Source organism: Roseixanthobacter pseudopolyaromaticivorans, from assembly GCF_043195145.2.
Taxonomy (GTDB): domain Bacteria; phylum Pseudomonadota; class Alphaproteobacteria; order Rhizobiales; family Xanthobacteraceae; genus NCEH01.
In genome coordinates this window covers 2,560,135-2,584,994 of record NZ_CM195539.1, presented here as the reverse complement: position 1 = coordinate 2,584,994, position 24,860 = coordinate 2,560,135, and the positions used below count along the sequence as shown (strand labels likewise).

Below are 24,860 nucleotides of genomic sequence, written 5' to 3'. Positions count from 1 at the left end.
GCTCTATTCCGCCGCGTCGGGGCGCAGGGCGCGGGGCAGGGGAAAGAACACGTCTTCCTGGGCGGATGTCACGGTCTCGACATGCAATGTGTAACGCTCCGCGAACGCATCGAGGATTTCCTCCACCAAGACCTCGGGGGCCGAGGCGCCGGCCGTCACGCCGAGGCTGGTGATGCCTGCAAAGCGCGGCCAATCGATCTCCGCCGCGCGTTGCACCAGCACGGCAAGGTCGCACCCCTCCCGCTCCGCTGTCTCGCGCAGGCGCTGGGAATTGGAGGAATTCGGTGCGCCGACCACCACCATGGCATCCACCTTGTGCGCCACCTTCTTCACCGCTTCCTGGCGGTTGGTGGTGGCGTAGCAGATGTCTTCCTTGTGGGGGGCGACCATCGCGGGGAAGCGCCCCGTCAGGATGGAGACGATCTCGGCCGTGTCGTCGATGGAAAGGGTGGTCTGCGTCACATAGGCGAGATTCTCCGGGTCGCGCGGCGCGAAGCGGCGCGCATCCTCGGCGGTTTCGATCAGCGTGACGACGCCGGGCTCGAACTGCCCCATGGTGCCAACCACTTCCGGGTGACCCTTGTGGCCGATAAGCAGAATGTCCCGGCCCTTCTTGTGATGCACCTGTGCCTCGCGATGCACCTTGGTAACCAGCGGGCAGGTGGCGTCGATGGAGAAGAAATTGCGCGCGGCCGCATTCTCCGGCACCGATTTCGCGACCCCGTGGGCGGAGAAGATCACCGGCGCGCTGGTGGGCGGGATCTCGTCCAACTCGCGCACGAAGATCGCGCCCTTGTTCTTAAGCCCTTCCACCACATACTTATTGTGCACGATTTCGTGCCGCACATAGACCGGCGCGCCATGGATCTCCAGCGCCCGTTCCACCGCATCGATGGCACGCACGACGCCTGCGCAGAAGCCGCGCGGGGCGCAGAGCAGGACACGGAGCGGAGGCTTTTCAACCATGATTCATGTGTTCCAGGGTTCAGATGCTGAAAAGCCTCGCCAGCACCCCGCCTGTCAAGCGGCGCAGCTCCGGGGCGCGATTCGCGTGCCATCGCGGGGGAGCATTTGCATAAGAACGAACAGGCGCTTATGTTATGGGCATCCCGGACATCGTGAGACATCCGCGGCTCGCTCCCCACCCGGAGCGACCTCGCGCAGATTTGCGCTCCAGGTATCGCGAATGTCCACCAAGAGAAGCTTCAGAGGCAGCCCATGTCACCCAACACCCCGCTGATGCCGAAAGCGACGGCCGTTTGGCTGGTGGAAAATACCGCGCTCACGTTCGAGCAGATCGGCGATTTTTGCAAACTTCACCCGCTCGAGGTGAAGGGAATCGCCGACGGCGAAGTCGCGCAGGGAATTAAGGGGCTCGATCCCATCTCCAACGGCCAGCTCACGCGCGAGGAGATCGACCTTGCCGAGAAGAACGAGAGCCGCCGGTTGAAGTTGCAGGAATCCAAGGTCCGCCTGCCGGAGCAGAAGCGCCGCAAGGGGCCGCGCTACACGCCGGTGTCGCGCCGCCACGATCGCCCGAATGCGATCCTGTGGCTGATCCGCAACCATGCCGAATTGAAGGACGCGCAGATCATCCGTCTCGTCGGCACCACCAAGGCGACGATCCAGCAGATCAAGGATCGCACCCACTGGAATTCCGCGGCCCTGACGCCGATGGATCCGGTGACCCTCGGCCTGTGCAGTCAGATCGATCTCGATATGGAAGTGCAGCGCGCCGCCAAGGACCGTCCGGCGACTCCCGCCGGCGAGGACAAGGGCGCGACCCTTCTGCCCGCAGACGTCACGACCCGTCACGAGGACCACGATACCGACCACGCCCCGAGCGGCCGTCGGGAATCGCTGGACCTGGAGACCGTGTTCGCCAAGCTCGGCGGTTCCAAGAAGGGCGAGTGACAAAGGGCGAGCGGAGCGCGCCGCGCACCGGCGTGCCGCTCTGGTCCCCAAACAGCAACGGCGCCCCCTGGGCGCCGTTTTCGTTTCTGCATCGCGTTCGGTGAGGCAGGCAGCAGCCTCAATGCGCCATCAGCACCGGCACGGTCATGGTGTCGAGGATCTCGCGGGTGACGCCGCCCATGACGAGTTCCTTCAGGCGGGAATGGCCATAGCCCCCCATGATGACGAAGTCCGCACCCTGATCGGACACTTCGTTCAGGATGGTGTCGGCGATCTGCTGGCCGGCGCCGATGTGCAGCTTGTGCACGTCTGCCTTGAGCCCGTGCCGGGCGAGATGGCGCGCCACCTCCGCGCAGCCTTCGAAGCTCTCTTCATCCTCGTTGCCGCGGATGATGGACAGGACCTCGATGGTCTTGGCTTGGTGAAGCAGCGGCATGCCTTCGTTGAGGGCGCGGGCGGCGGCGCGGCTCCCGTCCCAGGCGATCACGGCGCGGCCCGTGCCGAGCGGCTTGGTCTGCACATAGGGAACCAGCAGCACCGCGCGGCCGCTGTCCATCAGCACCGTCTCGGCAATCACTTCTTCCGGGCCCGGACGATCTGGATCGGGCTGGGCGACCACCGTGAGGTCGAACAGGCGAGCCATGCTCGCGAAACGATTCGCGGCGATCCCGAGCGAGGCGCTTAGCGTGCGCGTCTCGTAAATGATCCCGGCCGCTGAGGCATCGCGGGCGAAGCGCTCCGCCGCCTTCAGCGCGGCCTCCTCGTTTTCCTTGATCTGCGCGTCGATGAAATCGGTCGGCAAGGCGCCCATGTAGAACGGCGGCACTTCCATCTCATAGGTCACCGCGAGGCCGGTGAGGTTCGCGGACAGGCGGGCCGCGAGCTGGATGGCAAATTCGCCGGCCGCGTCACGCGCGCCGCCGTTGGTCAGATTGACGAGAATGTCCCGGATCATCGGAAGTGGCCTCTCTTAGCCGTGTCGGCGACACGACCTTAGCTCGTGTCCGCGACATTTAATTCAGCTTAAGTATTGGCCACAATTCCTTCATTGACCCGCCGCAAATTTCGACCGCGGGTCGGATATCAACATCTGAAATGGAAAACGCGGCCGCCGGGGGGAGGCGACCGCGTCTGTGGGCAGCGCCGGGGAATAGCACTGTCCGCCGCACCAACGCGCAAACGCGAGTATGGTTCCCTTAGGTTCCGAAAAAAATGTCGAGTATCTCGCCTATCCCCACGATCCCGGCTAAACGGGTTAAAATTGCCAGCGGCGCCAAGGGCGGCTTCCCCATGACACCCGACCTCAGCATCGTCGTTCCTGTCTACAACGAAGCGGACGGTCTGCCGACCTTTCATCGCAAGCTCAGTGCCTGCGCCCAGGCGGTTGCCCGCGCCCGGAACATGCGCATCGAAATTGTCTATGTCGACGACGGCAGCCGCGATGCGTGCGCCACCGTGGCGGGTCAATTGCCCGCGCTGGGTGTCGACGTGCAAGTGGTGGCGCTTTCGCGCAATTTCGGCAAGGAAGCCGCTCTGCTCGCCGGGCTCGATCATGCCCGCGGCGATGCGCTTCTGTTCATGGACGGCGACGGGCAGCATCCGCCGGAGATGATCGAAACCTTCGTCGGTCTGTGGAAGGACCAGGGCTATGACGTGCCTTATGCGGTCAAGGCCGACCGCATGGACGAGGCGGCCTCCCGGCGCTGGTTCGTCAAGGTGTTCTACAAGCTGTTGAACTTCGGCGCCTCCACGCGCATCCCCGAGGATGCGGCGGATTTTCGCCTGCTTTCGCCGCGCGCGACCGCCGCCTTGCGGCGCTTGCCGGAGCGCAACCGCTTCTTCAAGGGCCTGTCGAGCTGGATCGGCTTTCGCCAGATCGCCGTGCCCTACCGCCCCGCCGGGCGCACCCACGGTTCCAGCAGCTGGAGTTTCTTCCGCTTGCTGAGCCTGTCCATGGAGGCGCTGACCTCGTTCTCGCCCGCGCCCTTGCGGTTGGCCGGGCTGGTGGGCGCCGGGCTTGCGGGCATCGCCTTCCTGTATGGCGTGTGGATCGTTATCGAGCGCCTGTTCTGGGGCATTCCCGTGCCTGGCTATCCCTCGCTCGTTGTCGGCCTGATGGTGATCGGTGGCGTGCAATTGCTGGTGATCGGGGTGATGGGCGAGTACATCGCGCGCATCCTGTCAGAGATCAAAGCGCGCCCGGTCTATTTCGTCGCCGACCACGCGCTGCGCCATGATGAGGAGCCGGCCGCGCCCGTCGCCGATTATACCGAGGTCGGCGCGCGCCCGATGATCCTGCCGTGAAATCCATCTGGGTCTGCGCGGACGATTATGCGCTCGCACCGGGCGTGTCGGAGGCGATCCGCAGCCTGCTCGCCATGGGCCGGCTGAACGCGACGTCGGTGATGACCGTATTTCCCGGTCTCGACGAGGAGGCCGCGCGTCTTGACGAGGCCGTGCTGGCGAAGTCCACGCCGGCCTCCGCCAGCATCGGGCTGCATGTGACGTTCACGGGCGGATTTTCGCCGCTCGCCGCCGATCCGCTCGGCGGGTCCACCTTTTCCGCTCTGCCCAAAGTGGTCATCCGCGCGCTCGCCGGCCGGCTCGACATGGCAGCAGTTCGCGCCGAGGTGGAGGCCCAGTTTCAGGCGTTTCACGCGGCCTTTGGACGGCCCCCGACCCATGTGGACGGGCACCAGCATGTGCACCTTCTTCCCGGCATCCGGGCCGTGGTGCTGGAGGCAACGTCCCGTCATGCGCCCGGCGCCCTGGTGCGCGATTGCACGCCGGCCCCGCGGGCGCGTCTTGGGTTCGACGCCAAGGCGCGGCTGCTCGGCCTGTTCGCCACCGGCCTGCGGGTACAGGCAAAGGCGCGCGGTCTTGCCACCAATACCGGGTTTGCCGGCGCCTATGATTTTGGTCCAGGACACGATTTCGCGGCGCTGCTGGCCCATTTCATCGCAGGGCTTCCCGAGGGCGGCCTCGTCATGGTGCATCCCGGCCATCCCGATGCGGTGCTTGCCAGCCGTGATCCCGTGACCGACCAGCGGGAGCTGGAATATGCGGCGCTGGCCGGTGATGCCTTTCCCGCGCTCCTTGCCGCGGCGAACGCGCGATTGGCCTGACACCGTCGCGCGGGCGAACCTGGAAACGGGCGCCGCGGGCGAGGCTGCGCGCTTCGCTCGTCTGCCTCACCAGCCCACTTTTGCATGGCCTCAGGACACCGGAGTGCGCTCCGGCGGGGAGGCTGCCGGCTTGGGGTCGTAGGCGTAGGAGAGCGCATGATAGAGCGGCTCCGGCGCGAGGATACGAGACAGGCCGGCGGCCAGCAAAGCGGTCGCCAGCAGCGGCACAACCAGATGGACCTCGTTGGTCATTTCCATGACGATGACGAAGGCGGTGAGCGGCGCCTGCACCACGCCGGCGAAATAAGCCACCATCCCCAGCATCGCGAGAGCGCGCACGTCGATGTGCGGCAGCAGGCCGGAAAGCGCCGCGCCAAAGCCGGCGCCCACGGAGAGGGACGGGGAAAACAGCCCGCCCGGGATCCCGGCCGCCGACGACAGCAGCGTGGTGACGAGTTTGATCGGGGCGTACCACCAGGGATGGGTGATGCCCTGTTCCAGCAGATCGCGGGTCGGCGCATAGCCGGAGCCGCCCGCAAAGCCGTCGGTCGTAACCGCGAGCGCCGCCACGACCAGGCCGATGAGGCCGCCATAGAGCCAGGGGGTACGCTTAAGGCGGCCGATCATCCCGCTGTTGGCAAACGAGAGAGCGACCAGGCCGCGGGAGAAAATGGCACCGCCTATTCCGCCCATGACCGCGCAGCTCGCGACCGCCGTCCATCCGATCTGCTGGGGAAACGCCTCTGCCGGAATGGCGCCGAAATAGGAATATTGGCCGACCAGCAGCAAGCTCACCATGCCGGATATGACCACGGCGTAGGAAATCATGCCCGAGAGGCGCTTGTCGTAGGATTTCGCCATCTCCTCGATGGCGAACATGATGCCCGCGAGCGGCGTGTTGAAGGCGCCCGCGATGCCGGCGGCGGCGCCCGCGAGGATCAGCCCGTTGGCGCGGCCGATGCCCACGAAGCCGGCGAGAATCACCATGATCGCGCAGCCGAGCTGGACCGTGGGCCCCTCTCGGCCGATGGAGGCCCCCACGGCGAGGCCGGCTATGGTGAGCGCGACCTTGCCGAGCGTCACTTTCACGCTGAGCAGCTTGGCCCGATGGGCGGGATCGTCCGAACGGCGGGCGGAGATGGCTTGTGGAATGCCGCTGCCCTGGGCACCGTCGAAATAGCGCGCGGTGAGATGGGCGAACAGCGCGAAGCCGACGGGGGTTACGATCAGCAGCGCATAAGGCGCTTCGTTCACGATGCTGACGTAGAGATCCTGCCCCCGGTCCGCGGCGGCGGCGAACAGAACCGACGCGAGGCCGACTCCCACCGCGCCCAAGAGAAAGACAAATCGACGCTTCCAGAAGATCCGCGACGTGAGAGCGACTCGCACACGTCGCAAATCCCGCTTGAAAATCATGGTTCTCGCCTCACGCCCAGCCTTTCCAGGCGTTAGGGGCTGGCGGCGCCAGCGTCAATGCGTAATGGAGGCAAAAGACTTGGTCTGCCGTGATTGAGCGCGTGAATTCAGATGGGCTCGGCGACAGACCGCCGCAGCGGTACGCAAATCCGCTATTTGGAGGCGGACTTGCGCTGAAGGGACGGCTTCAGGGCCACCGGAACTTCAGCCATTTCGGCCGAGAGGCGCGCCACGGCGCGGCAGGTTATGGACATGACCAGCGCCGCAATCGCGCACATGATCAGTTTGAAGAGAAGGTCAAAGCCAGCCATCGCCGCATGGGGAAGGTCAACCCCATAGACAACGTACAAGAGCAGAGAGTAGGCGGTCGATGCAATCATTGAACATGTTAAAATCGCCGCGCAAGCGACGAAGAAAAACATGGACAATACGTTCATCAACTCCTGAACCTTGCGCATAAGACTTCCTCGTTAGCGGAGCATCGCGAAACAGATCAACTCGCGTCCAACTAACACCATGATCCAAATACCCGATGGTTTTGCAATTATAGCAAACCCTAAGGGCAAGTTAAAGAGCGTCGCGCAAGATCTCGAATCCAGGAATAGATCGCTTATTCAGGTGAAGTCGTGGCCCGCTACCGTCATTTGCTGCATCGCAGTGTGTAATCGGGACAGAATGTCCCGATCCTATGCGGCGTGACGCCTCACGCGGCGGCTGGGGCCGGGGCGAGGTGGGATGCGGCGAGAATGCGGGGGGCCTGCATTCCCTCCAGCGCCAGCGCAGTGTCATGCAAGGCCACCAAAGTCGAGCGATGGCCGATGGACAATAGCACCGCCTTCGGCAGCCGCTGCGAGATGAGGCCATAAAGCTGCGCCTCCAGCGGCTCGTCCAGGGCCGCGGTCGCCTCGTCGAGCAGCAGCACGTCCGGGCGCACCAGCAGCACGCGTGCGATGGAAAGACGCTGCTGTTCACCGAGCGACAAGACGTGGGGCCACGCCGCCGTCTCGTCCAGGCGCCCGGCGAGCGCGGGAAGGCCCACCGCTGCCAGCACCTCCTCGAGCTGGGCGCGCTCGTAGGTGTCCGGCTCGGCGGGATAGGAGAGGGCGGAGTCGAGGCGCCCGACGGGGATATAGGGGCGCTGCGGCAGAATCATCAGCCGCGCTTGCGAGGGCAGGGCGATTTCGCCTTCGCCAAACGGCCAAATGCCGGCGATGGCCCGCAGGAGGGTGGTCTTCCCTGCGCCGGAAGGCCCGGTCACCAGCACGCGCTCGCCCGGATGGGCGGCGATTCCCTGGGCCCGCAACAGGGCGCTGCCGTCGGGCAGGCGCACGTCGAGATTGGCAAGCCGCATCTCAGTGCCGCCGCTCTCCACATGGCGGAAAGCCGGCGCGTCGGCATCCCGCTTCACCGCCGCCATCGAGGCTTCAAAGCCGGTGAGCCGGTTCACCACCGCGGTCCATTCGGCCAGGGTCGAATAAGAGGAGATGAAGAAGGAAAAGGAACTTTGCACCGAGGAGAAGGCGGACGCCGTCTGCATCATCGGCCCGAGCAGGATGGCGCCGGAAAAATAGGCCGGCGAGACCACGACATAGGGGAAGATGGTGGAGATCTGGTTGTAGCCGGCGGAGAACCAGGTCAGGCGCTTCTGCGCGCCCATGAGCGCGAAGAAATTCTCGCGGATGCGGGAAAAGCGGCCGGTCAGGCGGCGCTCTTCCGCCGGCTCACCACGCAGCAGCGCGATCTGCTCGGCATTCTCACGCACCCGCACCAGATCCACGCGGAAGTCGGCTTCGTAGCGCTGCTGGTCGAAATTGAGTCGCACCAGCGGCTTGCCGATGAGATGGGCGAGCCACGTGCCGACGCCGGCGTAAATCAGCGCGGCCCAGAACAGATAGCCCGGAATGAGGAGATTGGTGCCGAACAGCTTGAGGTCATAGGAGCCAGACAGGCCCCACAGGATGACGCTGAACGAGGCCAGCGAAACGATGGTGCCGAGAAGCCCGATGCCGACGCCGATGGTCTGGCTAACGAACATGTTCACGTCTTCGGCGATACGCTGGTCGGGATTGTCGGCCGCATCGCCGGACAGGCGCAGGCGATAGTGCGTCTCGTCGGCCAGCCAATGATCGAGATAGCGCTTGGTGAGCCAGCGGCGCCAGCGGATCTGTAGCCATTGCTTGAGATAGATCTGGTAGACGGCGACGATGATTGCGCCGATCGCGATGCCGCAGAACACCAGCAATTGCTTCTGGAAGGCGGGGAAGTCCTTTTCCTGGATCGCGTTGTAGAAGGCGCTGTTCCATTCGTTCAGCAGCACCGTCGCGTAGACCCAGGCGAGTTCCAGCGCGATCACCGCTGCGAGAAGGCCGAGCGCGCTCCAGCGCTCCTCGCTGCGGAAATAGGGCAGGGCAAGGCGGCGGATATCGCCGAGCAGTCGAAAAAGGGAGCGCATCGCGATCCTGGCGTTGGAGAATTTCGCGCACCATACGCCCAGCGGGTATGAAAAAACGATGGCCGGCACATTACCGCTTCGTCAGGTTCGGAACGATAGGTCATCGCGCCGTGAAGCGGGTGCGCGCTGCACCCGCCGGTCAAACCTCCTTGGCCATCTCCCGCAGCTTGAACTTCTGGATCTTGCCGGTGGAGGTCTTCGGGATTTCGTCAAAAATGATGTGGCGCGGGCATTTGTAGCTCGCGAGATGCGCCCGGCAATGGGCGACCAGCTCCTCCGCCGTCACGCTTGTGCCCTCCCGCAACTCCACGAAGGCGACCGGGGTTTCGCCCCATTTATCGTCCGCGCGGGCCACCACCGCTGCGGCGCTGACGGCCGGATGCTTGTAGAGCGCATCTTCAACTTCAATTGATGAGATGTTCTCGCCGCCGGAAATGATGATGTCCTTCGAACGGTCCTTGAGCTGCACATAGCCGTCGGGATGCTTCACCCCGAGGTCGCCGGAGTGGAACCAGCCACCCGAGAAAGCCTTCTCGGTCGCGCTCGGGTTTTTCAGATACCCCTTCATCACGACATTACCGCGGAACATGACCTCGCCCAGCGTCTCGCCGTCCGCCGGTACCGGTTCCATCGTATCGGGGTCCATCACGTCCAGCGCCTCCAACGCGCCGTAGCGCACGCCCTGACGGGATTTCTTCGCTGCCCGCTCGGGGGCGGGCAATTCATTCCATTCCTCGTGCCACTCGTTGACCACGGCGGGGCCGTACACTTCGGTAAGGCCATAGACGTGGGTCACGTTGAAGCCGGCTTCCTGCATGGCCGCGAGCACGGCAGCCGGCGGCGGGGCGGCGGCGGTGATGAATTCCACCACATGGGGCAGCGCGCGCTTGTCGCTATCCGGGGCGTTGAGCAGCGTCGACATGACGATGGGCGCGCCGCACATGTGGGTGACGCCATAATCCGCGAACGCATCGAAGATCGGCTTCGCGCGCACCTGCCGCAGGCACACATGCGTGCCGGCAGCGAGCGACACCGACCAGGGAAAGCACCAGCCGTTGCAATGGAACATGGGCAGCGTCCACAGATAGACCGGATGCCGCCCCATGGCGCAGGTCACCACATTGCCCACCGCCAGCAGATGCGCGCCGCGATGATGATACACGACACCCTTAGGGTCGCCCGTGGTTCCGGAGGTATAGTTCAGCGCGATGGCGTTCCATTCGTCGCTGGGCATGGCCCATTGGTAGTCGGGATCTCCGGTGGCAAGGAAATCCTCATATTCCGTCTCGCCGATGCGGGCGCCGGCGCCGGTGAATTCGGGGTCGTCATAGTCGATGACGATCGGCTTCTTGGTGGAGAGCGCCAGCGCCGCCTTGATGACGGGCGAGAATTCGCGGTCCGTGATGAGCACCTTCGCTTCGCCGTGCTCCAGCGTGAAGGCGAGGATCGCCGCATCGAGGCGGGTGTTGAGCGAATTGAGCACCGCACCGCACATGGGCACGCCGTAATGGGCCTCCAGCATGGCAGGCACATTCGGCAGCATCACGGCGACCGTATCGTTGGGGCCGACCCCGCGCTTTTCCAGCGCCGAGGCGAGCCGCCGCGCGCGGGCATAGAAATCGCGATAATTGCGCCGAAGCGAGCCGTGGATGATCGCCGTGTGCTCGGGAAACACATGCGCCGCCCGCTCCAGGAAACCGAGGGGGGTCAGCGGCTGGAAATTGGCGGGCGTCCGGTCGAGATCGCGATCATATATACTCACCATGGCGCTTCCCCCATTTTGGGCCGTGACGGCGGGCCGAAACTAGCTGAGCCGTTCGGGCGGGCGCAATCATCCCGTGTGGTCGACCAAGGTCTTACGCAGTAGAGCGGACTTGCGTTGTGAAATCGCCCGCGCATCATGCGCGCCAATCAGAACACGTCTATCGGGAGGAACGTGCCATGCTCGACCTGGGCTCCAGCCGCTATGGCGAGGTTTATGCCCGCTGGCAGAGCGACCCGCAGGCCTTCTGGGGGGAAGCGGCGCGCGACATCGCCTGGATCGCACCCCCTCGCACCGTGTTCGATCCCGACCTTGGGCCCTACGGCCGCTGGTTCGTGGGCGGGGTGTGCAACACCTGCTTCAACGCGGTGGACCGCCATGTGGACGCCGGCCGCGGCGGCCAGCTCGCGCTGATCCACGACAGCCCGGTCACCGGCATCAAGCGCGAGATCACCTATTCCGCCTTGCTGGCGGAAGTGCGCACCCTCGGCGCCGTGCTGCGCGACATGGGCGTCGGCAAGGGCGACCGCGTGGTCATCTACATGCCCATGGTGCCCGAGGCGGTGATCGCCATGCTGGCCTGCGCGCGGATTGGCGCCATTCATTCGGTGGTATTCGGCGGCTTTGCGGCCAAGGAACTGGCGGTGCGCATCGACGATGCGGCCCCGAAGGTGATCCTCGCCGCCTCGTGCGGCATCGAGCCCAACCGCATCGTTCCCTACAAGCCGCTGCTGGACGCCGCGATCGAGATGGCGAGCGTGAAGCCCGCGCGATGCCTGATCCTGCAACGCCCGCAACTGGCCGCCGATATGATGGAAGGCCGCGATCTCGACTGGGCCGAGGAGCGGGCCGCCGCGGCTGCCGCCGGCCGGGGCATGGATTGCACACCCATGGGCGCCACCGATCCGCTCTATATCCTCTACACCTCGGGCACGACGGGCGTTCCCAAGGGCGTGGTGCGCGACACCGGCGGCCACATGGTGGCGCTGCGCTGGACCATGGACAATCTCTATGGCCTGAAGCCCGGCGACGTGTTCTGGACCGCTTCCGACATCGGCTGGGTCGTGGGGCATTCCTACATCGTCTATGGCCCGCTGCTCATGGGCTGCACCTCCGTGATCTATGAAGGCAAGCCGGTGGGCACGCCCGATCCTGGTGCCTTCTGGCGCGTGGTGGCCGAGCACAAGGTCGCGGCGCTGTTCACCGCGCCCACCGCCCTGCGCGCCATCAAGAAGGAAGATCCGGACGCGACTTTCCTCGCGCGCTACGACACCTCCTCCCTGCGCACCCTGTTTCTCGCCGGCGAGCGCGCCGATCCCGATACGGTGGCCTGGGCGGGGGAAAAGCTGAAGGTGCCGGTGGTGGACCATTGGTGGCAGACGGAGACAGGCTGGGGCATCGCCGGCAATCCGGTCGGCCTCGGGCTTCTGCCCATCAAGCCCGGCTCGCCCACCGTGCCGCTCCCCGGCTATGACATTCACATCGTGGACGAAGCGGCAAAGCCGCTGCCGAACGGCACCATGGGCTCGATCGTCATCAAGCTGCCCCTGCCTCCGGGCTGCCTGCCCACCTTGTGGCAGCAGGACGAGCGCTTTCGCGAAAGCTACCTGGCCGAATTCCCAGGCTATTACAAAACCTCGGATGCGGGCTTCCTTGACGAGGACGGCTATGTGTTCGTGATGGGCCGCACCGATGACATCATCAATGTCGCCGGCCACCGCCTCTCCACCGGCGGTATGGAAGAGGTGCTGTCTTCCCATCCCGATGTCGCCGAATGCGCGGTGATCGGCGTCAAGGATGCCCTGAAGGGGGAGATTCCTTGTGGCTTCGTGGTGCTGAAGGCCGGCGAGCGGCGTGCGCCCAGCATCATCGAAAAGGAACTCGTGGGCCTCGTGCGCGACCGGATCGGCCCGGTGGCCGCTTTCAAGCTCGCGGTGACCGTGGCGCGCCTGCCCAAGACGCGGTCCGGCAAGATCCTGCGCGGCACCATGAAGAAGATCGCCGACGCGGACGTGTGGACCGCACCCGCCACCATCGATGATCCCGCGGTGCTGGAGGAGATCGGCGAGGTCTTGAAGCAGCGCGGCTACGGGGTCTGACGCCGTGACGGCGGATGGCCTGCACACCGCCGTCGTCAACGGAATCCGCTTGGCCTACCGCATCGACGGGCCGGCGGATCGGCCCTGGCTGCTCGCCTCCAACGGTTTGCTGACCACGCACCGTAGCTGGGACGCGGAAGTGCCGGCGCTCGCGCGGCGCTTCCGCGTGCTGCGCTACGACACGCGCGGCCATGGGGCCAGCGCGGGCCCCCGAGGCGCTTATGAGATGGACGATCTGGTGGCCGATGCGCTCGGGCTGCTCGATCATGTGGGGGCGGCGCGGGCGAGCGTGCTCGGTCTCTCCCTCGGTGGCGCCACGGTTATCGGCATGGCGCTCCGCGCGCCCGAGCGGGTGGAGGCGCTGATCGTTGCGGATGCGCGCTGCGAGGCCGACGCCGCGTTTCGTGCCGCCTGGGATGGTCGGATCGCGGCGCTGGAAGCCGGCGGCATCGCATCGCTGGTGGAGCCGACCCTGGAGCGGTGGTTTCCGGCCTTCTGGGCCGAGGGAAATCCCGAGGCTGCGGACCGTGTCCGCGACATGATTCGCCAGACATCGCCGGAGGGTTACGCCAGCTGCGCGACCGCCCTGAAAGGCCTCGCCTATTTTCCGCGCCTCAGGGACATTGCCGTGCCCGCGCTATTCCTCGTCGGGGCGGAAGATACATCCTCGCCCGTGGAGGTGATGCGCGCCATGCATCGTGAGGTCTCGGGGGCCGCCTTCGCGATCATTCCGGATGCGGGCCATCTCTCCAACGTGGCGAACCCGTCCGCCTTTGGTGCGGCGCTGGATCATTTCCTCGGCCGCTGAACGGTCAAGGCTCAGCGCCGGCCGCCCGCGTCCGTGGTGGGATCAATGCAGGTATAGCCGACGAAGCACTGCTTCACGTCCCGCGTGGGCACGAAGGCCGGCTTGGTCACGTCCGAATAATTGCAGAACGAACGGTCGCGCACATAGCGGTCATAGGTCAGGCCGCCGGTGGCGAGCACTGTGCCGCCCGCTTTGGTGACGAACCTCAGGGCCTCGGCACAGGTCATGTTCACGCTCGAAGGGCCGTTGGGATAGGCGTTCTGCGCCATCGTGGCGCCGGACCCGATGAGCGTGCCGGCCATCGCAATGCCGGCCACCATCGCGGCGCGGGCCGTGTGGCGGGGCCGCGCATTTGCGTTGTCGGTCAAGCTGCGGAAGATTGTCATCCGACTCATCCTTGCAATCCCCAGATCCGGCGCGACATTACTCCGCGACGCGCCCGCCAGCCTGCGAAAAATATCCATGAGCGATGACATTGCGTTTAACCGGCGCTTCGACGTGCCGGCGGGACAGGTGGAACAGGTGGCGCCGAACGTGCGCCGCATCGTGGCCCCGAATCCCTCGCCCTTCACCTTCACGGGCACCTGCACCTACATCGTCGGACGCGGCAATGTAGCGATCCTCGACCCCGGTCCGGACGATGCCGCCCATGTCGCGGCCGTGCTGGACGCGGTGCGCGGCGAAAACGTGAGCCATATCGTCATCACCCATACCCATCGCGACCACTCGCCCGCCACGCCGGCGGTGCAGGCGGCGACCGGCGCGCGCACGGTGGGGGAGGGACCGCATCGCCCGGCGCGTCCGCTGTTCATCGGCGAGATCAATCCCATGGATGCGAGTGCCGATACCGATTTCGTGCCGGAGATCGTGCTCGCGGACGGGGACGTGCTCACCGGCAGCGGCTGGACGCTGGAAGCGATCACGACACCCGGCCATTGCGCCAACCATCTCGCCTTCGCCTTGCATGAAGACGAACTGCTGTTCTCCGGCGACCATGTGATGGGTTGGGCGACCTCGATCGTGGCGCCGCCCGATGGCTCCATGGGCGATTATGTGCACTCGCTGGAAAAGCTCGCCTTGCGCACCGAGACGCTCTATCTGCCCGGCCACGGGCCGGCGGTGAACGATGCGCCCGCTTTCGTGCGCGATTATCTCAATCATCGCCATGCGCGCGAGGCGGCCATCCTGCGCGGGCTGGAGCGCACCTCGACGATCCCCGAATTGGTGCGCGGCATCTATATCGGCCTCGATCCGCGCCTGTTCGGCGCCGCTTCGCTCACCGTGCTCGCCCATCTGGAACATCTGGTGGAAAAAGGGCAGGTCGAGACCGACGGCGCCCCCTCCATCACCGGGGATTATCGCGCAGTGCGCTGAGGCGGGGCGGGCGTTTCGGGGTCAGCATGACGGTTCGCCGTGCCCTCTGGGCTCGATGCTGCCGGGCGCACATGCAGATTGTAGCTGCCGGTGCGATCGGCCCGCGCAGCCGCCTGTGGGTCCAAGGCGGCGTTTGCCGCCTCGTCATACCCCCGGCGGCTGGAGAAGAAGAGCAAAGCCATCAGCCCGCAGCCGAGGATCAAGGTGAAGACCACGCCGAGCACCATGGGAATATAATCGGTCGCCTCCATCGGAGCGTCCGCGCCGGCCTCCCAGCCCACCACCATCCACCACAGGGCGAGCCCGAGTATCCCGAACAAGGGCAGCAGCAGCAGCACGCGCTTCATGGGCATTTCTCCTGTGGGTCGGTCGGCTAAGGTCGTGCGCCGCGCTTCTCCCGCGACGTGCGGTGCGGCACGGTGCATCCATGTGCGGACGCTTCATCCAAAGCTACGGGCCGGTCCATTACATGGAGCGCTTTGGCCTCGAGTCAAAGGACATGCGCTTGCCCAATGCGCCGGCGCGCTACAACGCGGCGCCGACGCAGGACCTGATGGTGATCCGCCGCAATCCCGAAACGGCGCGCGCGGAAATTGGCTTGTTGCGCTGGGGGCTGGTGCCTTCCTTCGCCCCGGACATGAAGGGCGCGAGTGCGCTCATCAATGCCCGGAGCGAGACCGTGGCGGAAAAGCAAAGCTTCCGCGCCGCCTGGAGAAAACCGCGCCGCTGCATCATTCCCATTGACGGATTCTACGAATGGCAGCGCACCATCGCCGGGCGCCAGCCCTTCCTCATTGCCCTGCGGAGCCGTGAACCCATGGCGCTCGCGGGGCTTTGGGAAGGCTGGAAAGATCCGGTCTCGGGAGAATGGATGCGCACCTTCACCATTCTCACCTGCGCCGCGAACGCGCTGCTGGCACCGCTGCATGATCGCATGCCGGTGATCCTTGACCCGGCGGACATCGCGCGCTGGCTGACGGATCCGGCGCCCTTCGATCTGATGAAACCCTATCCGGCGGTGGAGATGGAGATGTGGGCCGTGTCTGCCCGGGTCAATTCCGTGCGCAACGAGGGTGCGGAACTGGCGTCGCCGATCGCGGTCTGAGCCATCAGGGGCCTTTGGCTCAAAGCGCCCGCTCGGCTGCCGTGCTTATTGCCGTTTCTTGCGGCGCTCGGCGGAGATGTCGGCCAGCAGGCTGGAAATGCGCCAGGAATTCTCGCCCAGGTCGTGCATGCCGAAGCGAGACATGGAGCGGATATCAATGCGGGCGCCCTTTGCGGTGGGCCGGACGCGGATGACCACATCGTTGCGCAGGCCGAGCAGGGGGGTCATGGCCACGGCCTCGATCTGCCCATCGCGCAAGCCGCCGCGCGGCGGGACGGCGTCAAGCACCCGCCAGCGCCGCTTCTGCACGAGGGCGAGCATGGTGTTGAACGCTTCCTCCGGCGTCGCGTCGAGGTCGATGGGCTTGATGCCAGGATAGGCCGAGCGCTGCATCGCAGCCACGTCCTCGCCCGGATAGATGACCGGATTGGCGGCGCGGGGACGTGCGAAACCCATGGCCCGGAAATAGGGCGGATCTTCCATATCGGTGGAGAGGTCGGTCAGCGGCGGCAGCATCACGCCGCGCGCCAGCACGGCGGCAGGCCCCGCGAGCACGAACAGCGCGATCGCCAGCGCACCGATGGCCTTGCCGAGACCGCGCCAGCCGCTCTCCCAAATGGAAATGCAGGCGGCAATCGCCACCAGCGCGCCCACCGCGGCGAGAGCGAGCCCGGTGCCGACGGTGGCCATCGCGGGCTCGAAATCCAGCAGGTTCGCGCGATAGAGCGCGGACGCCAGGGCGATCACCGGGATGGCGAACAAAGCGAGCCGCAGGCTCCAGGATGCGAGGGCGGAAGATCGCTCCTCCACATAGAGCTGGCGCTTGATCATCGCTGTCGGGTCGCGTGTTCCACCGGGCGCCGCCAAGCGGCACTTCTGCGCGATCTATGCCCTTTTTTCGCGTGAGTTTCCAGCGGTGGCTCTCACGCGCCCAGAAGGTGGGCCGGCAGGTCCGCAATGGAATCCACCACCAGGTCGGCCTCGCTATAAAGATGCTCCACCGGTGACGGCCCGGTGCGGACGAGGATGAAGCGGGCGCCGGCGCTGCGTGCGGCGGTGAAATCATGCTCGGTGTCGCCCACCACCGCCATGGCATGGGGATCGAGGGCGAGGCGCTTCGCGAACGCGCTCACCATGCCGGGGTCGGGCTTTGAGCCGAAGCCGGAATCATAGCCGTGGACGGCTTCGAGATAAGGCATGAGGCCCAGTGCCTCGGCCTGGGTGCGGGCGTTGGATTCCGCGTCATTGGTAACGATAGCGAGCTTTAGGCCGCTTTGGTGCAGGCGCTGGAGCACCGCATCCGGCTGGCCGATGGGGGTGAGGTGAATGAGGCCGGCTTCGCGGAACAGGCGGTCGATGAGGTGCAGAAAGGCGTCGTCCGCCGGCCGCGCCAGCGTTTGAGCCCAGAGCGGCCCGTAATGGGCGGAGGAGCCGGCAACCAGCGGCGAGGATGGCAGGAAGCGTTCCTCGTCCGGCAGATATTCGCTCACCGCCTCCAGTTGCGCCAAGGCTGCGGCATTCCCGGCCGCGAGCGTGCGCATGACGTAGCCGGCCGAGGGCCCCCAGGTGCGATCGAAATCCACCAGCGTGCCGTCCTTGTCGAATAAAACCGCCTTCAGGTCGCGCATGGAGTCTCCGCACAAGGACAAAAATGGACTGCGCCTGATGCGGCGCAAAAAACGTCATGTGTTGTGGAAGCCAGAGCCCGGAAACACAAGACATGCTGCCCGCTTCACCTTGCCGGCCTGGGTCGGCGGATAGGCGTTCACATCATGCGACCTTCTGCCTATGATCGCACCGATGAGACTGCGATCCCCGCTTATCTGGTCGCCACCGCCGCGGTGGACCGCCACGCTCCATCACCCCACGCGGGGTCGCCGCACCAGCGCGTGTGCGACACGTCTGTGTCTTGCGCTTCTGCTGGCGATCGCCGCGCCCGTGCTCGTGCCCGAAGCCACATGGGCGGCAACCAGTGCGGCGCCGCGCCCGCCCGCTTCCCTGCCTATGGGGAAGCCGCGCATTCCCCTCGCCAAGGTGCCTTTGCCGACGCCCCGCCCCGATACGCTGGATGCCGAGATCGAGGCGGAAGAGGCGGCGGAGGCCGAATCGCAGCCAGCGCAAGAGGCTGCGCCTCCTCCCTCATTCGCGTTTCCGCCCTTCGCCGCCCTGGCGCCCGCGCCGGCATTCTCGGCGCCGCCGCCCGATCCGGCGCCTCCCGCCGCACAGGCCGCGCCCGCATCGGCTCCCTTGCCGCGCCTTGCCAATGTTCCCATGCCGCAGCCGCGCGAGCCGCTGCCGGGCGAGGAGGAAACGGAGCCGGCGGCGGAAGACAAGCCGGCGCCGGCCCTTGTGCCGCCGCCACCGCCGAGCGGATCTGCCGCGCGCGGGACGCCGCCAAGTGCCGGAACGCCCGTGGAGGTGGTCGCGCCCGGCGCGTTGCCGGCTTTATGCGCGGCGCTGGTGGAGCAGCAGGCATTGGTCGCGACGCCGGCGCCTCCCGTCGCCATCAAGGCGGGTTGCTCCCTGCCGGCACCGGTGCATGTCACGGCGATCCGGCTGGTGGACGGCAATCTCGTCACCCTGTCGCCCGCCGCGATCCTCCAATGCGAGATGGCGGCCGCGGTGACGCAATGGGTGCGCGATGACCTTGGCCCGGCGGTTGCCGCGCTGGGCACCAGGATGGAGACGTTCAAGGTTGCCGCTTCCTATGATTGCCGCCCGCGCAACCGCATCGTGGGGGCCAAGATGAGCGAGCACGGGCAAGGCAATGCGATTGATTTCGGCGGCTTTGAAACCGTCGACAAGCGGGTCATGGAGGTCAAGAACGGCGGGTTTCCCATCGCCCTGCAGGAACGCATCAAGGCCGATGCCTGCACCCGCTTCTCCACCGTGCTTGGTCCGGGATCGGACGGCTATCACGAGGATCATATCCACGTGGACATCGCCAAGCGCCGGCTCGACATCAAACTGTGCCGCTGGACGATCAAGGCTCCCGCCCCCGCGCTGATCGCCGCGCGTCCCGCCGCGAAGGACGTGGTGCCCCCGCCAGCTTCCGCCGGCGCGAAAGCCGGGGCTCAGGAGGAAGCGGAGGCGGCTTCGACGGAATCGCAGAAGACGGGCGAGGCGAGCGAGGCGATGGCCACAGACCCCGTGCCGCTCCCCTTGAAGCGCCCGCAAATCAAGCCTGGCCCTAAAGCGGCCGGCGACAATGGGAAATCACCCGGCGGCTGAGCCGGGGCCGAGCGGCGCATATTCATTGCGCTATTCCGTAAGGTAAAAAGAAGCCCGCACCTTCTGTCGCTTGCTGCGAAATCGCCTTCGCAGATCAGCGCATCGCAGGCGGCCGCGCGCGTCAGGTTTCAAAATCGCCCAGACGCTCGTATTGGCGTCCCGGCCGGAGCGCACGGACCTGGCTATGGTCACCTGAAATGAAAAAAGCCGCCACGCATCGGCGCGGCGGCTTTCTTGAACTGTCCTCGGTGAAGTCAGGCTCAGAGAACCACGACCTCCGCGCCGACCGGCACGCGATTGTAGAGGTCGATCACGTCCTCGTTCAGCATGCGGATGCAGCCGGAGGAGATGGCCTGACCCAGCAATTCCGGCTGGTTGGTGCCGTGGATGCGGAACAGCGTGTCCTTCTGGCCCTGGTAGAGATACAGCGCGCGGGCACCCATCGGATTATGCGGGCCGGGACCCACATAGGCCGGAAGGCCGGCGATGCGCTGGTGAATCTCGGGGGTCGGGGTCCAGCTCGGCCATTCGGCCTTGCGTCCAACCTTCGCGTCGCCGCGGAAGGCCAGGCTTTCCTCGCCCACCGTCACGCCGTAGCGAATGGCCTGGCCATTGCCCTCGACGAAATAGAGCAGCTTCTTGTCGGTATCGATAACAATCGTTCCCGGCTTCTCCTTGCCGGTATACTCGACAATCTGCCTTGCAAACATCCCCTCGGGCTTCACCTTCGGATAAGGCGCCTGCGCGAGCAATTGCTTGTCCCGCGGCTTGAGCGACGATTCCGGAGCGGGCTGAGGCGTAGACGCCATGCAGCCACCTAATAGAAGTCCAAGCAGAACAGCCGCGACCGCCCGCTTCGCCATGACCGCCTCTTTAAAAAAATAGGGTGAACAGATTCGTTTCGTAAATATGGCTTACCCGAACGCTGCCACGCCTTGAAGAGGCCACGAACTCGCCGCGCCGGAGAGCAAAAAAGCGTGGCAAAAATGTCTCAGCAGTTCACCTTTCGTCAGGCGTTAAGACGCTGTTGAAAGCCTTGCGCAATGCTCTCGCACTAAGACCTCTGCAATGTCGCAGGGCCTGCACAGTTTCGACGCAGTTGCCCACCATCTGTCAGTGGTCTTCACACCCACGGGCTTCTGTTTTAGGCAGATGCCTTCGTTAGGAGAGAGTACGATGTCTAGCAATCAGCCTGGGCCGGGCGCAGCCCCCCGCGCGGAGACCGAAACAAACCGTTACGGCGCCCATTCGGGCCAATGGCGCGATATCGGGATCACGGCCGTTGCTGCCGCCGCTGCTGCCGCCCGTCTCGCCAGCGAGACCAAGTCCGCAGCGCCGAAGAGCGCCGGCGAGCCGAACAAGGTGGTTACCCTGCGCGATATCGACCACCTCGCGGCCTGAGTTGCAACGTTCGGTCCGAGCAGCGCTTGCCAGCCTGCGTGGGGCCGCGCATGTATCCCGTAAAGCGGACGCCCCTTTGCCGCGTTCGCTAGCATAGACGGTGAGACATGCTGGTGGCCTATCGCCTGGTTGACGGTGCACTCAAGCCGCAAACCGTTCCGCCCGACGGGGACGTGCCGACGGACGCGCTATGGCTGGATCTCATGGCTCCTGCGGAGCATGAAGACGAGCAGATCGAGCGCGCGGTGGGGGTTGAAATCCCCACCCGGGAAGAGATGCGCCAGATCGAGCCGTCCAGCCGGCTCTATGTGGAAGGCGGCGCCGCTTATATGACGCTGTCGATCCTGTGCGGCGCCGACACCGAGGCGCCCAGTGTCGATCCGGTCACCTTCATCCTGGTCAAGGGAAAGCTGGTGACTGTCCGTTATGCGGATCCCAAGCCCTTTGTGGTGCTCGCGACGCGGCTCAAGAAGCTATGCGCGCAAACCACGGGCGGGCAGATCCTGATGGAACTCCTCGATACCATCGTGGACCGCGTGTCCGAGGTGCTGGAGCGCACCGGAGCGGATATCGAGCGCCTCTCCAAGCGTGTGTTCGAGCGCGACAGCGAGGGCGGCAACCGAACCCAGCGCTATCGTGCGATCCTTACCCATATCGGCCGCAAGGAGGGCTTGCTCTCCTATGCCCGAGAAAGTCTCGCCTCCCTGTCGCGGCTGCTGGCCTTCATCGGCACGGAGGGCGAATCAAAGCCCCTGGGCCCGGATACCAAGAGCCAGATCAAGAGCATGACGCGCGACGTCACGGGGCTTGCGGACTACGCCAACTTCCTCGCCAACAAGTTGCAATTCCTGCTGGACGGGACCATCGGCATGGTGGGCCTGGAGCAGAACAACATCATCAAGATCTTCGCGGTGCTTTCGGTGGTGCTGATGCCGCCCACCCTGATCGCCTCGATCTACGGCATGAACTTCCAGCACATGCCGGAGCTTGCCGAGACCTATGGCTATCCTCTCGCGCTGACCGCCATGGTGATCTCGGCGATCCTGCCCTACGTCTTCTTCAAGTGGCGCCGCTGGCTTTAACGGGCGCCGCTAGACGTTCTGTCCGCCGTCGATGTGGATCTCGGCACCGTTCAGATAGGACGAGGTCTCGGTGCACAGCACGTAGATGATCTTCGCCACCTCGTCCGGTGTTCCAAGCCGTTGCAGCGGGATCTGCTCGACGATCTTGTCGGTGCCGGGGGAGAGGATCGCGGTGTCAATCTCGCCCGGGGCGATGGCGTTGACGCGGATGCCGCGGCGACCGAAATCCACCGCCATCTCGCGCGTGAGTGCCGCCAGCGCGGCCTTGGAGGTCGAATAGGCCGCGCCCGCGAACGGGTGCACGCGCACGCCGGCGATGGAGGTGACGTTCACCACCGAGCCGCGCGCCGCTTCCAATTGCTCCACCAGCCCGCGCGCCAGCATGATGGGCGCGAAGAAATTCACCTGGAAGACGTGTGCCCAGGTCTCGCGCGTCGTATCGAGCGAGCCGAGCCGCGCGCCGCCCGTACCCTTGGGGGAGATGCCGGCATTGTTCACCAGGGCGTGCAACTCCCCGGCCGGCAGCCGGCGCTTGATCTCCTCGATCGCCTCTTCGGTGTTCACAGGATCGGAGAGGTCCACCTGAATATGGTCCTCCGGCCCCGCCGCCCAGGGGCATTGCTCGGGAAAAGCGTGGCGCGAACAGGTGATGACCCGCCAGCCGGCGCTGGAAAAGCGCTTCACCGTCGCGTGGCCGATGCCGCGCGAGGCGCCGGTCAACAGCATGATGCGGGGCGATTGGTTGCTGGCGGACATCTGTTCCTCGAAACGTAAAGCCGTGCGGCGCGCCGGGCGCCATTCCCAGGCAGGCAGCACGGGCACGACGCGGGGTCAAGCGTGGTGCCCCGCGCTCCGGGCCGCACCTCAGGGGTAGAGGCGCGTGCGGGTCCAGTCTCCCGCCGGTTCCGGACGGCGGAACACGATGCGGTCATGCAGGCGGAACGGGCGGTCGTGCCAGAACTCGATGGCGGTGGGCACGATGCGGAATCCGGTCCAATGGGGCGGGCGCGGCACGGTGCCGAGGGCATATTTCGCGGTGGTTGCGGCCACCGCCGCCTCGAAGGCGAAACGGCCCTCCAGCGGCTGGGATTGTTGGCTCGCCCAAGCGCCGATCTGAGACAGGCGCGGGCGGGTGGCGAAATAGACGTCCGCTTCCGTGTCGGTGACCTGCTCCACCGGTCCGCGCACCCGCACCTGGCGCCGCAGCGATTTCCAGTGAAACACGAGCGCGGCCTTGGGAGTGGAGGCCAGCTCCCGGCCCTTGGCGCTCATGGTGTTGGTGAAGAAGACGAAACCGCGTGCGTCCAGGCCCTTCAGCAGCACCATGCGGGCATCCGGCAGGCCCTCTTCATCCACGGTCGCCAAGGTCATTGCGTTGGGATCGTTGGGTTCGGTGCGGCCGGCTTCGTCGAGCCACTCCGAAAAGAGACGAAAAGGCTCGGTATTCTGCGTGAAATCACTGCCTGTTAAGGGGTTTGCGGCTTCCATAGGCGAATCGGACATGGCTGGGAGCCCTTCCCGTGTGGCGTCATTGTGAAACGGCGGACCAAGGCGGCGCAAAGAACGCCTTATATAGGATCGGCCGGCGCCGCACAGCCGTTCGGCCATTGGTCGCAGGGGCGTTGTTCTGCGCCGCCCTGGCATTGTCCGGCTGCGGTTCTCTGCTGGGCATGTCGGATGACGACCAACTGGTCACCGGTTCCTTGAAACCGCAGCCGGTTGCGCTCACCATGCCGGTGGGGGATGCCCCGCAGGGCATCGCCTCCACCGACTGGGCGCAGGCGAAAGTCGCTCTCGACCAAGCGCTGAAATCGCGCGACGCCGGCGCAAGCATGCCCTGGCAGAACACCATCACCGGCGCCCGGGGCACATCCACGCCGCTGGGCGTGGTGAAGGACAACGGCTGCCGGGAATTTCGGATCGGTGTCGTCGACAGCACGGGGGAACATTGGGTGCAGGGCGACGCGTGCCGCGATGGCAAGGGAACCACCCTGTCGCAGGTGCGAGTCCTTGGACGGGCTTGAGCCCCGCTGTTGAAATAGGGCACCTTATTCCCACATGAAGGACGAGGTCGGCCGGAAAGCGCCGACCCTGAGGTGAATCTGCATGCGTGATCCATACGACGTCCTCGGCGTTGCCAAGAACGCCGACGAAGCGGAGATCAAGCGCGCCTATCGGCGGCTGGCGAAGAAACTGCACCCGGACGCCAATCAGGGCGACCCGAAGGCGCAGGACCGCTTTGCCGAACTGAACACGGCCCACGAGATTCTCGCCGACGCCGAAAAGCGCGGCCAGTTCGATCGGGGCGAGATCGACGCGGACGGCAAGCCACGCGCCCCGGACTTCTCCGGTTTCGGCGGCGGGCGCGGCCGGCCGGGCCCGGGCGGCTTTTCCGGCTTCGACGGCGATACGATTTTCGAGAGTTTTTCCTTCGGTCCCGAAGGGGTCCGGCGCAATGCGCGACGCGGCCCTGATATGGGCGAGGATCTGGGCGATATTTTCGGGTTCGGCCGCCAGCGGCGCGGTGCGCGTGGCGGCATGCCCGAGCCGGGCGCCGATATCGAGCTGACCTTGCCGGTCAGCTTCGAGGAGGCGACCCATGGCGCGGGAAAGCGCGTGCAATTGCCCAGCGGCAAGCAGGTGGAGGTGAAGATCGCCGCCGGCACGCTGGAAGGCCATCGCATGCGCCTGAAGGGGCAGGGGGAAGCGAGCCCGTTCGGCGGACCGCCGGGCGACGCGTTCGTCACCATCAGCTACGCCCCGCACGACAAATTCAAGCGCGAGGATTTCGACCTGCGCTACGAAGCGGACGTGCCGCTCCCGGATGCGGTGCTCGGGGCCAAGGTGCGCGTGCCGACCCTGACTGGGGCGGTGGATCTGAACATTCCCGCGTGGACGTCCGGCGGGCGCACCTTCCGCCTGCGCGGCAAGGGGCTTCCCAAGGCCTCCGGCGGGCACGGCGATCTCCTGGTGAGCGCCAATGTGGTGCTGCCGGCCGAGCACGACGCGGAGCTTGAAGCGCTGATGCGCAAGATGCGGGCGGTCGCCGAGGGGAAATGACGCCCGCCGGCTGCGCGGCGGTCCTTTCCTA

Annotated in this window: 25 protein-coding genes; 12 read left to right on the top strand and 13 right to left on the bottom strand. The window is 65.7% G+C overall.

Annotated elements, in window-relative coordinates:
* Positions 1-3: 3 nt before the first annotated feature.
* Positions 4-966: a 4-hydroxy-3-methylbut-2-enyl diphosphate reductase gene (gene ispH / locus V5F68_RS12450; protein ID WP_394015024.1), complete on the bottom strand. Its 963-nt coding sequence runs from the start codon at positions 964-966 to the stop codon at positions 4-6.
* Positions 967-1,218: 252 nt separating this feature from the next.
* Here ispH and V5F68_RS12445 point away from each other — a divergent pair, with 252 nt between their 5' ends.
* The gene (locus V5F68_RS12445; RefSeq protein ID WP_394015023.1) at positions 1,219-1,914 is read left to right on the top strand and encodes a DUF1013 domain-containing protein; all 696 of its coding nucleotides are present in this window, start codon (positions 1,219-1,221) and stop codon (positions 1,912-1,914) included.
* Positions 1,915-2,032: 118 nt separating this feature from the next.
* On the opposite strand, the gene V5F68_RS12440 is transcribed toward V5F68_RS12445, so the two are convergent.
* Positions 2,033-2,869 carry a universal stress protein gene (locus V5F68_RS12440; protein ID WP_394015022.1) on the bottom strand — a complete coding sequence of 279 codons (837 nt, stop codon included), beginning with the start codon at positions 2,867-2,869 and terminating at the stop codon, positions 2,033-2,035.
* 335 nt (positions 2,870-3,204) lie between these two features.
* Between V5F68_RS12440 and V5F68_RS12435 the strand changes: the two genes are divergently transcribed.
* Both V5F68_RS12435 and V5F68_RS12430 read left to right on the top strand, forming a co-directional pair.
* The gene (locus V5F68_RS12435) at positions 3,205-4,218 is read left to right on the top strand and encodes a glycosyltransferase family 2 protein (protein ID WP_394015021.1); all 1,014 of its coding nucleotides are present in this window, start codon (positions 3,205-3,207) and stop codon (positions 4,216-4,218) included.
* Positions 4,215-5,039, top strand: a complete 825-nt coding sequence (locus V5F68_RS12430; protein WP_394015020.1) for a ChbG/HpnK family deacetylase — start codon at positions 4,215-4,217, stop codon at positions 5,037-5,039. The genes V5F68_RS12435 and V5F68_RS12430 overlap by 4 nt, the downstream gene beginning before the upstream one ends.
* 90 nt (positions 5,040-5,129) lie before the next feature.
* Here the strand turns inward: V5F68_RS12430 and V5F68_RS12425 are convergent, their stop codons facing one another.
* The 4 genes from V5F68_RS12425 to V5F68_RS12410 all read right to left on the bottom strand — a co-directional run bounded on the left by V5F68_RS12425 (position 5,130) and on the right by V5F68_RS12410 (position 10,672).
* Positions 5,130-6,365 (bottom strand): chloride channel protein, encoded by a 1,236-nt coding sequence (locus V5F68_RS12425; protein WP_394015176.1) that lies wholly within the window; start codon positions 6,363-6,365, stop codon positions 5,130-5,132.
* Between the two features lie 242 nt (positions 6,366-6,607).
* Positions 6,608-6,913 carry a hypothetical protein gene (locus tag V5F68_RS12420; RefSeq protein WP_394015019.1) on the bottom strand — a complete coding sequence of 102 codons (306 nt, stop codon included), beginning with the start codon at positions 6,911-6,913 and terminating at the stop codon, positions 6,608-6,610.
* Positions 6,914-7,158: 245 nt separating this feature from the next.
* Positions 7,159-8,907 (bottom strand): ABC transporter ATP-binding protein/permease, encoded by a 1,749-nt coding sequence (locus V5F68_RS12415; RefSeq protein ID WP_394015018.1) that lies wholly within the window; start codon positions 8,905-8,907, stop codon positions 7,159-7,161.
* A 139-nt stretch (positions 8,908-9,046) separates the two neighbouring features.
* The gene (locus V5F68_RS12410) at positions 9,047-10,672 is read right to left on the bottom strand and encodes an acyl-CoA synthetase (protein WP_394015017.1); all 1,626 of its coding nucleotides are present in this window, start codon (positions 10,670-10,672) and stop codon (positions 9,047-9,049) included.
* A gap of 176 nt (positions 10,673-10,848) precedes the next feature.
* Here V5F68_RS12410 and V5F68_RS12405 point away from each other — a divergent pair, with 176 nt between their 5' ends.
* Together V5F68_RS12405 and V5F68_RS12400 are read left to right on the top strand one after the other, a co-directional pair.
* The gene (locus V5F68_RS12405; protein ID WP_394015016.1) at positions 10,849-12,768 is read left to right on the top strand and encodes a propionyl-CoA synthetase; all 1,920 of its coding nucleotides are present in this window, start codon (positions 10,849-10,851) and stop codon (positions 12,766-12,768) included.
* Between the two features lie 4 nt (positions 12,769-12,772).
* On the top strand, positions 12,773-13,576 hold the full coding sequence (locus V5F68_RS12400) for an alpha/beta fold hydrolase (RefSeq protein ID WP_394015015.1): 804 nt from the start codon (positions 12,773-12,775) through the stop codon (positions 13,574-13,576).
* An 11-nt stretch (positions 13,577-13,587) separates the two neighbouring features.
* Here the strand turns inward: V5F68_RS12400 and V5F68_RS12395 are convergent, their stop codons facing one another.
* Positions 13,588-13,962: a hypothetical protein gene (locus V5F68_RS12395; RefSeq protein ID WP_394015014.1), complete on the bottom strand. Its 375-nt coding sequence runs from the start codon at positions 13,960-13,962 to the stop codon at positions 13,588-13,590.
* A 76-nt stretch (positions 13,963-14,038) separates the two neighbouring features.
* On the opposite strand from V5F68_RS12395, the gene V5F68_RS12390 reads away from it, so the two are divergent.
* On the top strand, positions 14,039-14,950 hold the full coding sequence (locus V5F68_RS12390) for an MBL fold metallo-hydrolase (RefSeq protein ID WP_394015013.1): 912 nt from the start codon (positions 14,039-14,041) through the stop codon (positions 14,948-14,950).
* Here the strand turns inward: V5F68_RS12390 and V5F68_RS12385 are convergent.
* Positions 14,932-15,297 carry a hypothetical protein gene (locus V5F68_RS12385; RefSeq protein WP_394015012.1) on the bottom strand — a complete coding sequence of 122 codons (366 nt, stop codon included), beginning with the start codon at positions 15,295-15,297 and terminating at the stop codon, positions 14,932-14,934. The genes V5F68_RS12390 and V5F68_RS12385 overlap by 19 nt on opposite strands.
* A gap of 80 nt (positions 15,298-15,377) precedes the next feature.
* Here V5F68_RS12385 and V5F68_RS12380 point away from each other — a divergent pair, with 80 nt between their 5' ends.
* Positions 15,378-16,055, top strand: a complete 678-nt coding sequence (locus V5F68_RS12380) for an SOS response-associated peptidase (protein WP_394015011.1) — start codon at positions 15,378-15,380, stop codon at positions 16,053-16,055.
* A gap of 45 nt (positions 16,056-16,100) precedes the next feature.
* Here the strand turns inward: V5F68_RS12380 and V5F68_RS12375 are convergent, their stop codons facing one another.
* A complete protein-coding gene (locus tag V5F68_RS12375; RefSeq protein WP_394015010.1) occupies positions 16,101-16,922 on the bottom strand; it encodes a DUF1499 domain-containing protein in 822 nt (273 codons plus the stop codon).
* Positions 16,923-16,978: 56 nt separating this feature from the next.
* Positions 16,979-17,683, bottom strand: a complete 705-nt coding sequence (locus tag V5F68_RS12370) for an HAD family hydrolase (protein ID WP_394015009.1) — start codon at positions 17,681-17,683, stop codon at positions 16,979-16,981.
* Positions 17,684-17,993: 310 nt separating this feature from the next.
* On the opposite strand from V5F68_RS12370, the gene V5F68_RS12365 reads away from it, so the two are divergent.
* The gene (locus tag V5F68_RS12365; RefSeq protein ID WP_394100489.1) at positions 17,994-19,286 is read left to right on the top strand and encodes an extensin family protein; all 1,293 of its coding nucleotides are present in this window, start codon (positions 17,994-17,996) and stop codon (positions 19,284-19,286) included.
* A gap of 260 nt (positions 19,287-19,546) precedes the next feature.
* Here the strand turns inward: V5F68_RS12365 and V5F68_RS12360 are convergent, their stop codons facing one another.
* Entirely contained in the window at positions 19,547-20,149 is a 603-nt protein-coding gene (locus V5F68_RS12360) for a L,D-transpeptidase (protein ID WP_348844824.1), read from the bottom strand.
* 313 nt (positions 20,150-20,462) lie between these two features.
* Between V5F68_RS12360 and V5F68_RS12355 the strand changes: the two genes are divergently transcribed.
* Both V5F68_RS12355 and V5F68_RS12350 read left to right on the top strand, forming a co-directional pair.
* Positions 20,463-20,687 (top strand): hypothetical protein, encoded by a 225-nt coding sequence (locus tag V5F68_RS12355; protein ID WP_348844825.1) that lies wholly within the window; start codon positions 20,463-20,465, stop codon positions 20,685-20,687.
* Between the two features lie 107 nt (positions 20,688-20,794).
* The gene (locus V5F68_RS12350; RefSeq protein WP_394015007.1) at positions 20,795-21,769 is read left to right on the top strand and encodes a magnesium transporter CorA family protein; all 975 of its coding nucleotides are present in this window, start codon (positions 20,795-20,797) and stop codon (positions 21,767-21,769) included.
* Between the two features lie 9 nt (positions 21,770-21,778).
* On the opposite strand, the gene V5F68_RS12345 is transcribed toward V5F68_RS12350, so the two are convergent.
* Together V5F68_RS12345 and pdxH are read right to left on the bottom strand one after the other, a co-directional pair.
* Positions 21,779-22,495, bottom strand: coding sequence for an SDR family NAD(P)-dependent oxidoreductase (locus V5F68_RS12345; protein ID WP_394015175.1), 717 nt, complete (start codon positions 22,493-22,495; stop codon positions 21,779-21,781).
* A gap of 138 nt (positions 22,496-22,633) precedes the next feature.
* Entirely contained in the window at positions 22,634-23,272 is a 639-nt protein-coding gene (gene pdxH, locus V5F68_RS12340; protein WP_394015006.1) for a pyridoxamine 5'-phosphate oxidase, read from the bottom strand.
* 167 nt (positions 23,273-23,439) lie between these two features.
* On the opposite strand from pdxH, the gene V5F68_RS12335 reads away from it, so the two are divergent.
* Complete coding sequence (locus V5F68_RS12335; protein ID WP_394015005.1) at positions 23,440-23,793, top strand: RT0821/Lpp0805 family surface protein; 354 nt, start codon at positions 23,440-23,442, stop codon at positions 23,791-23,793.
* Between the two features lie 82 nt (positions 23,794-23,875).
* Positions 23,876-24,829: a DnaJ C-terminal domain-containing protein gene (locus tag V5F68_RS12330; RefSeq protein ID WP_394015004.1), complete on the top strand. Its 954-nt coding sequence runs from the start codon at positions 23,876-23,878 to the stop codon at positions 24,827-24,829.
* Positions 24,830-24,860: the final 31 nt, after the last annotated feature.

What these genes read in the sequence shown, in the direction of transcription:
- ispH (WP_394015024.1), bottom strand. Translation starts at nt 966, where the DNA reads ATGGTTGAAAAGCCTCCGCTCCGTGTCCTGCTCTGCGCCCCGCGCGGC.
- V5F68_RS12445 (WP_394015023.1), top strand. Translation starts at nt 1,219, where the DNA reads ATGTCACCCAACACCCCGCTGATGCCGAAAGCGACGGCCGTTTGGCTG.
- V5F68_RS12440 (WP_394015022.1), bottom strand. Translation starts at nt 2,869, where the DNA reads ATGATCCGGGACATTCTCGTCAATCTGACCAACGGCGGCGCGCGTGAC.
- V5F68_RS12435 (WP_394015021.1), top strand. Translation starts at nt 3,205, where the DNA reads ATGACACCCGACCTCAGCATCGTCGTTCCTGTCTACAACGAAGCGGAC.
- V5F68_RS12420 (WP_394015019.1), bottom strand. Translation starts at nt 6,913, where the DNA reads ATGCGCAAGGTTCAGGAGTTGATGAACGTATTGTCCATGTTTTTCTTC.
- V5F68_RS12415 (WP_394015018.1), bottom strand. Translation starts at nt 8,907, where the DNA reads ATGCGCTCCCTTTTTCGACTGCTCGGCGATATCCGCCGCCTTGCCCTG.
- V5F68_RS12410 (WP_394015017.1), bottom strand. Translation starts at nt 10,672, where the DNA reads ATGGTGAGTATATATGATCGCGATCTCGACCGGACGCCCGCCAATTTC.
- V5F68_RS12405 (WP_394015016.1), top strand. Translation starts at nt 10,849, where the DNA reads ATGCTCGACCTGGGCTCCAGCCGCTATGGCGAGGTTTATGCCCGCTGG.
- V5F68_RS12395 (WP_394015014.1), bottom strand. Translation starts at nt 13,962, where the DNA reads ATGACAATCTTCCGCAGCTTGACCGACAACGCAAATGCGCGGCCCCGC.
- V5F68_RS12390 (WP_394015013.1), top strand. Translation starts at nt 14,039, where the DNA reads ATGAGCGATGACATTGCGTTTAACCGGCGCTTCGACGTGCCGGCGGGA.
- V5F68_RS12385 (WP_394015012.1), bottom strand. Translation starts at nt 15,297, where the DNA reads ATGAAGCGCGTGCTGCTGCTGCTGCCCTTGTTCGGGATACTCGGGCTC.
- V5F68_RS12380 (WP_394015011.1), top strand. Translation starts at nt 15,378, where the DNA reads ATGTGCGGACGCTTCATCCAAAGCTACGGGCCGGTCCATTACATGGAG.
- V5F68_RS12370 (WP_394015009.1), bottom strand. Translation starts at nt 17,683, where the DNA reads ATGCGCGACCTGAAGGCGGTTTTATTCGACAAGGACGGCACGCTGGTG.
- V5F68_RS12360 (WP_348844824.1), bottom strand. Translation starts at nt 20,149, where the DNA reads ATGGCGAAGCGGGCGGTCGCGGCTGTTCTGCTTGGACTTCTATTAGGT.
- V5F68_RS12355 (WP_348844825.1), top strand. Translation starts at nt 20,463, where the DNA reads ATGTCTAGCAATCAGCCTGGGCCGGGCGCAGCCCCCCGCGCGGAGACC.
- V5F68_RS12350 (WP_394015007.1), top strand. Translation starts at nt 20,795, where the DNA reads ATGCTGGTGGCCTATCGCCTGGTTGACGGTGCACTCAAGCCGCAAACC.
- V5F68_RS12345 (WP_394015175.1), bottom strand. Translation starts at nt 22,495, where the DNA reads ATGCTGTTGACCGGCGCCTCGCGCGGCATCGGCCACGCGACGGTGAAG.
- pdxH (WP_394015006.1), bottom strand. Translation starts at nt 23,272, where the DNA reads ATGTCCGATTCGCCTATGGAAGCCGCAAACCCCTTAACAGGCAGTGAT.
- V5F68_RS12335 (WP_394015005.1), top strand. Translation starts at nt 23,440, where the DNA reads ATGTCGGATGACGACCAACTGGTCACCGGTTCCTTGAAACCGCAGCCG.
- V5F68_RS12330 (WP_394015004.1), top strand. Translation starts at nt 23,876, where the DNA reads ATGCGTGATCCATACGACGTCCTCGGCGTTGCCAAGAACGCCGACGAA.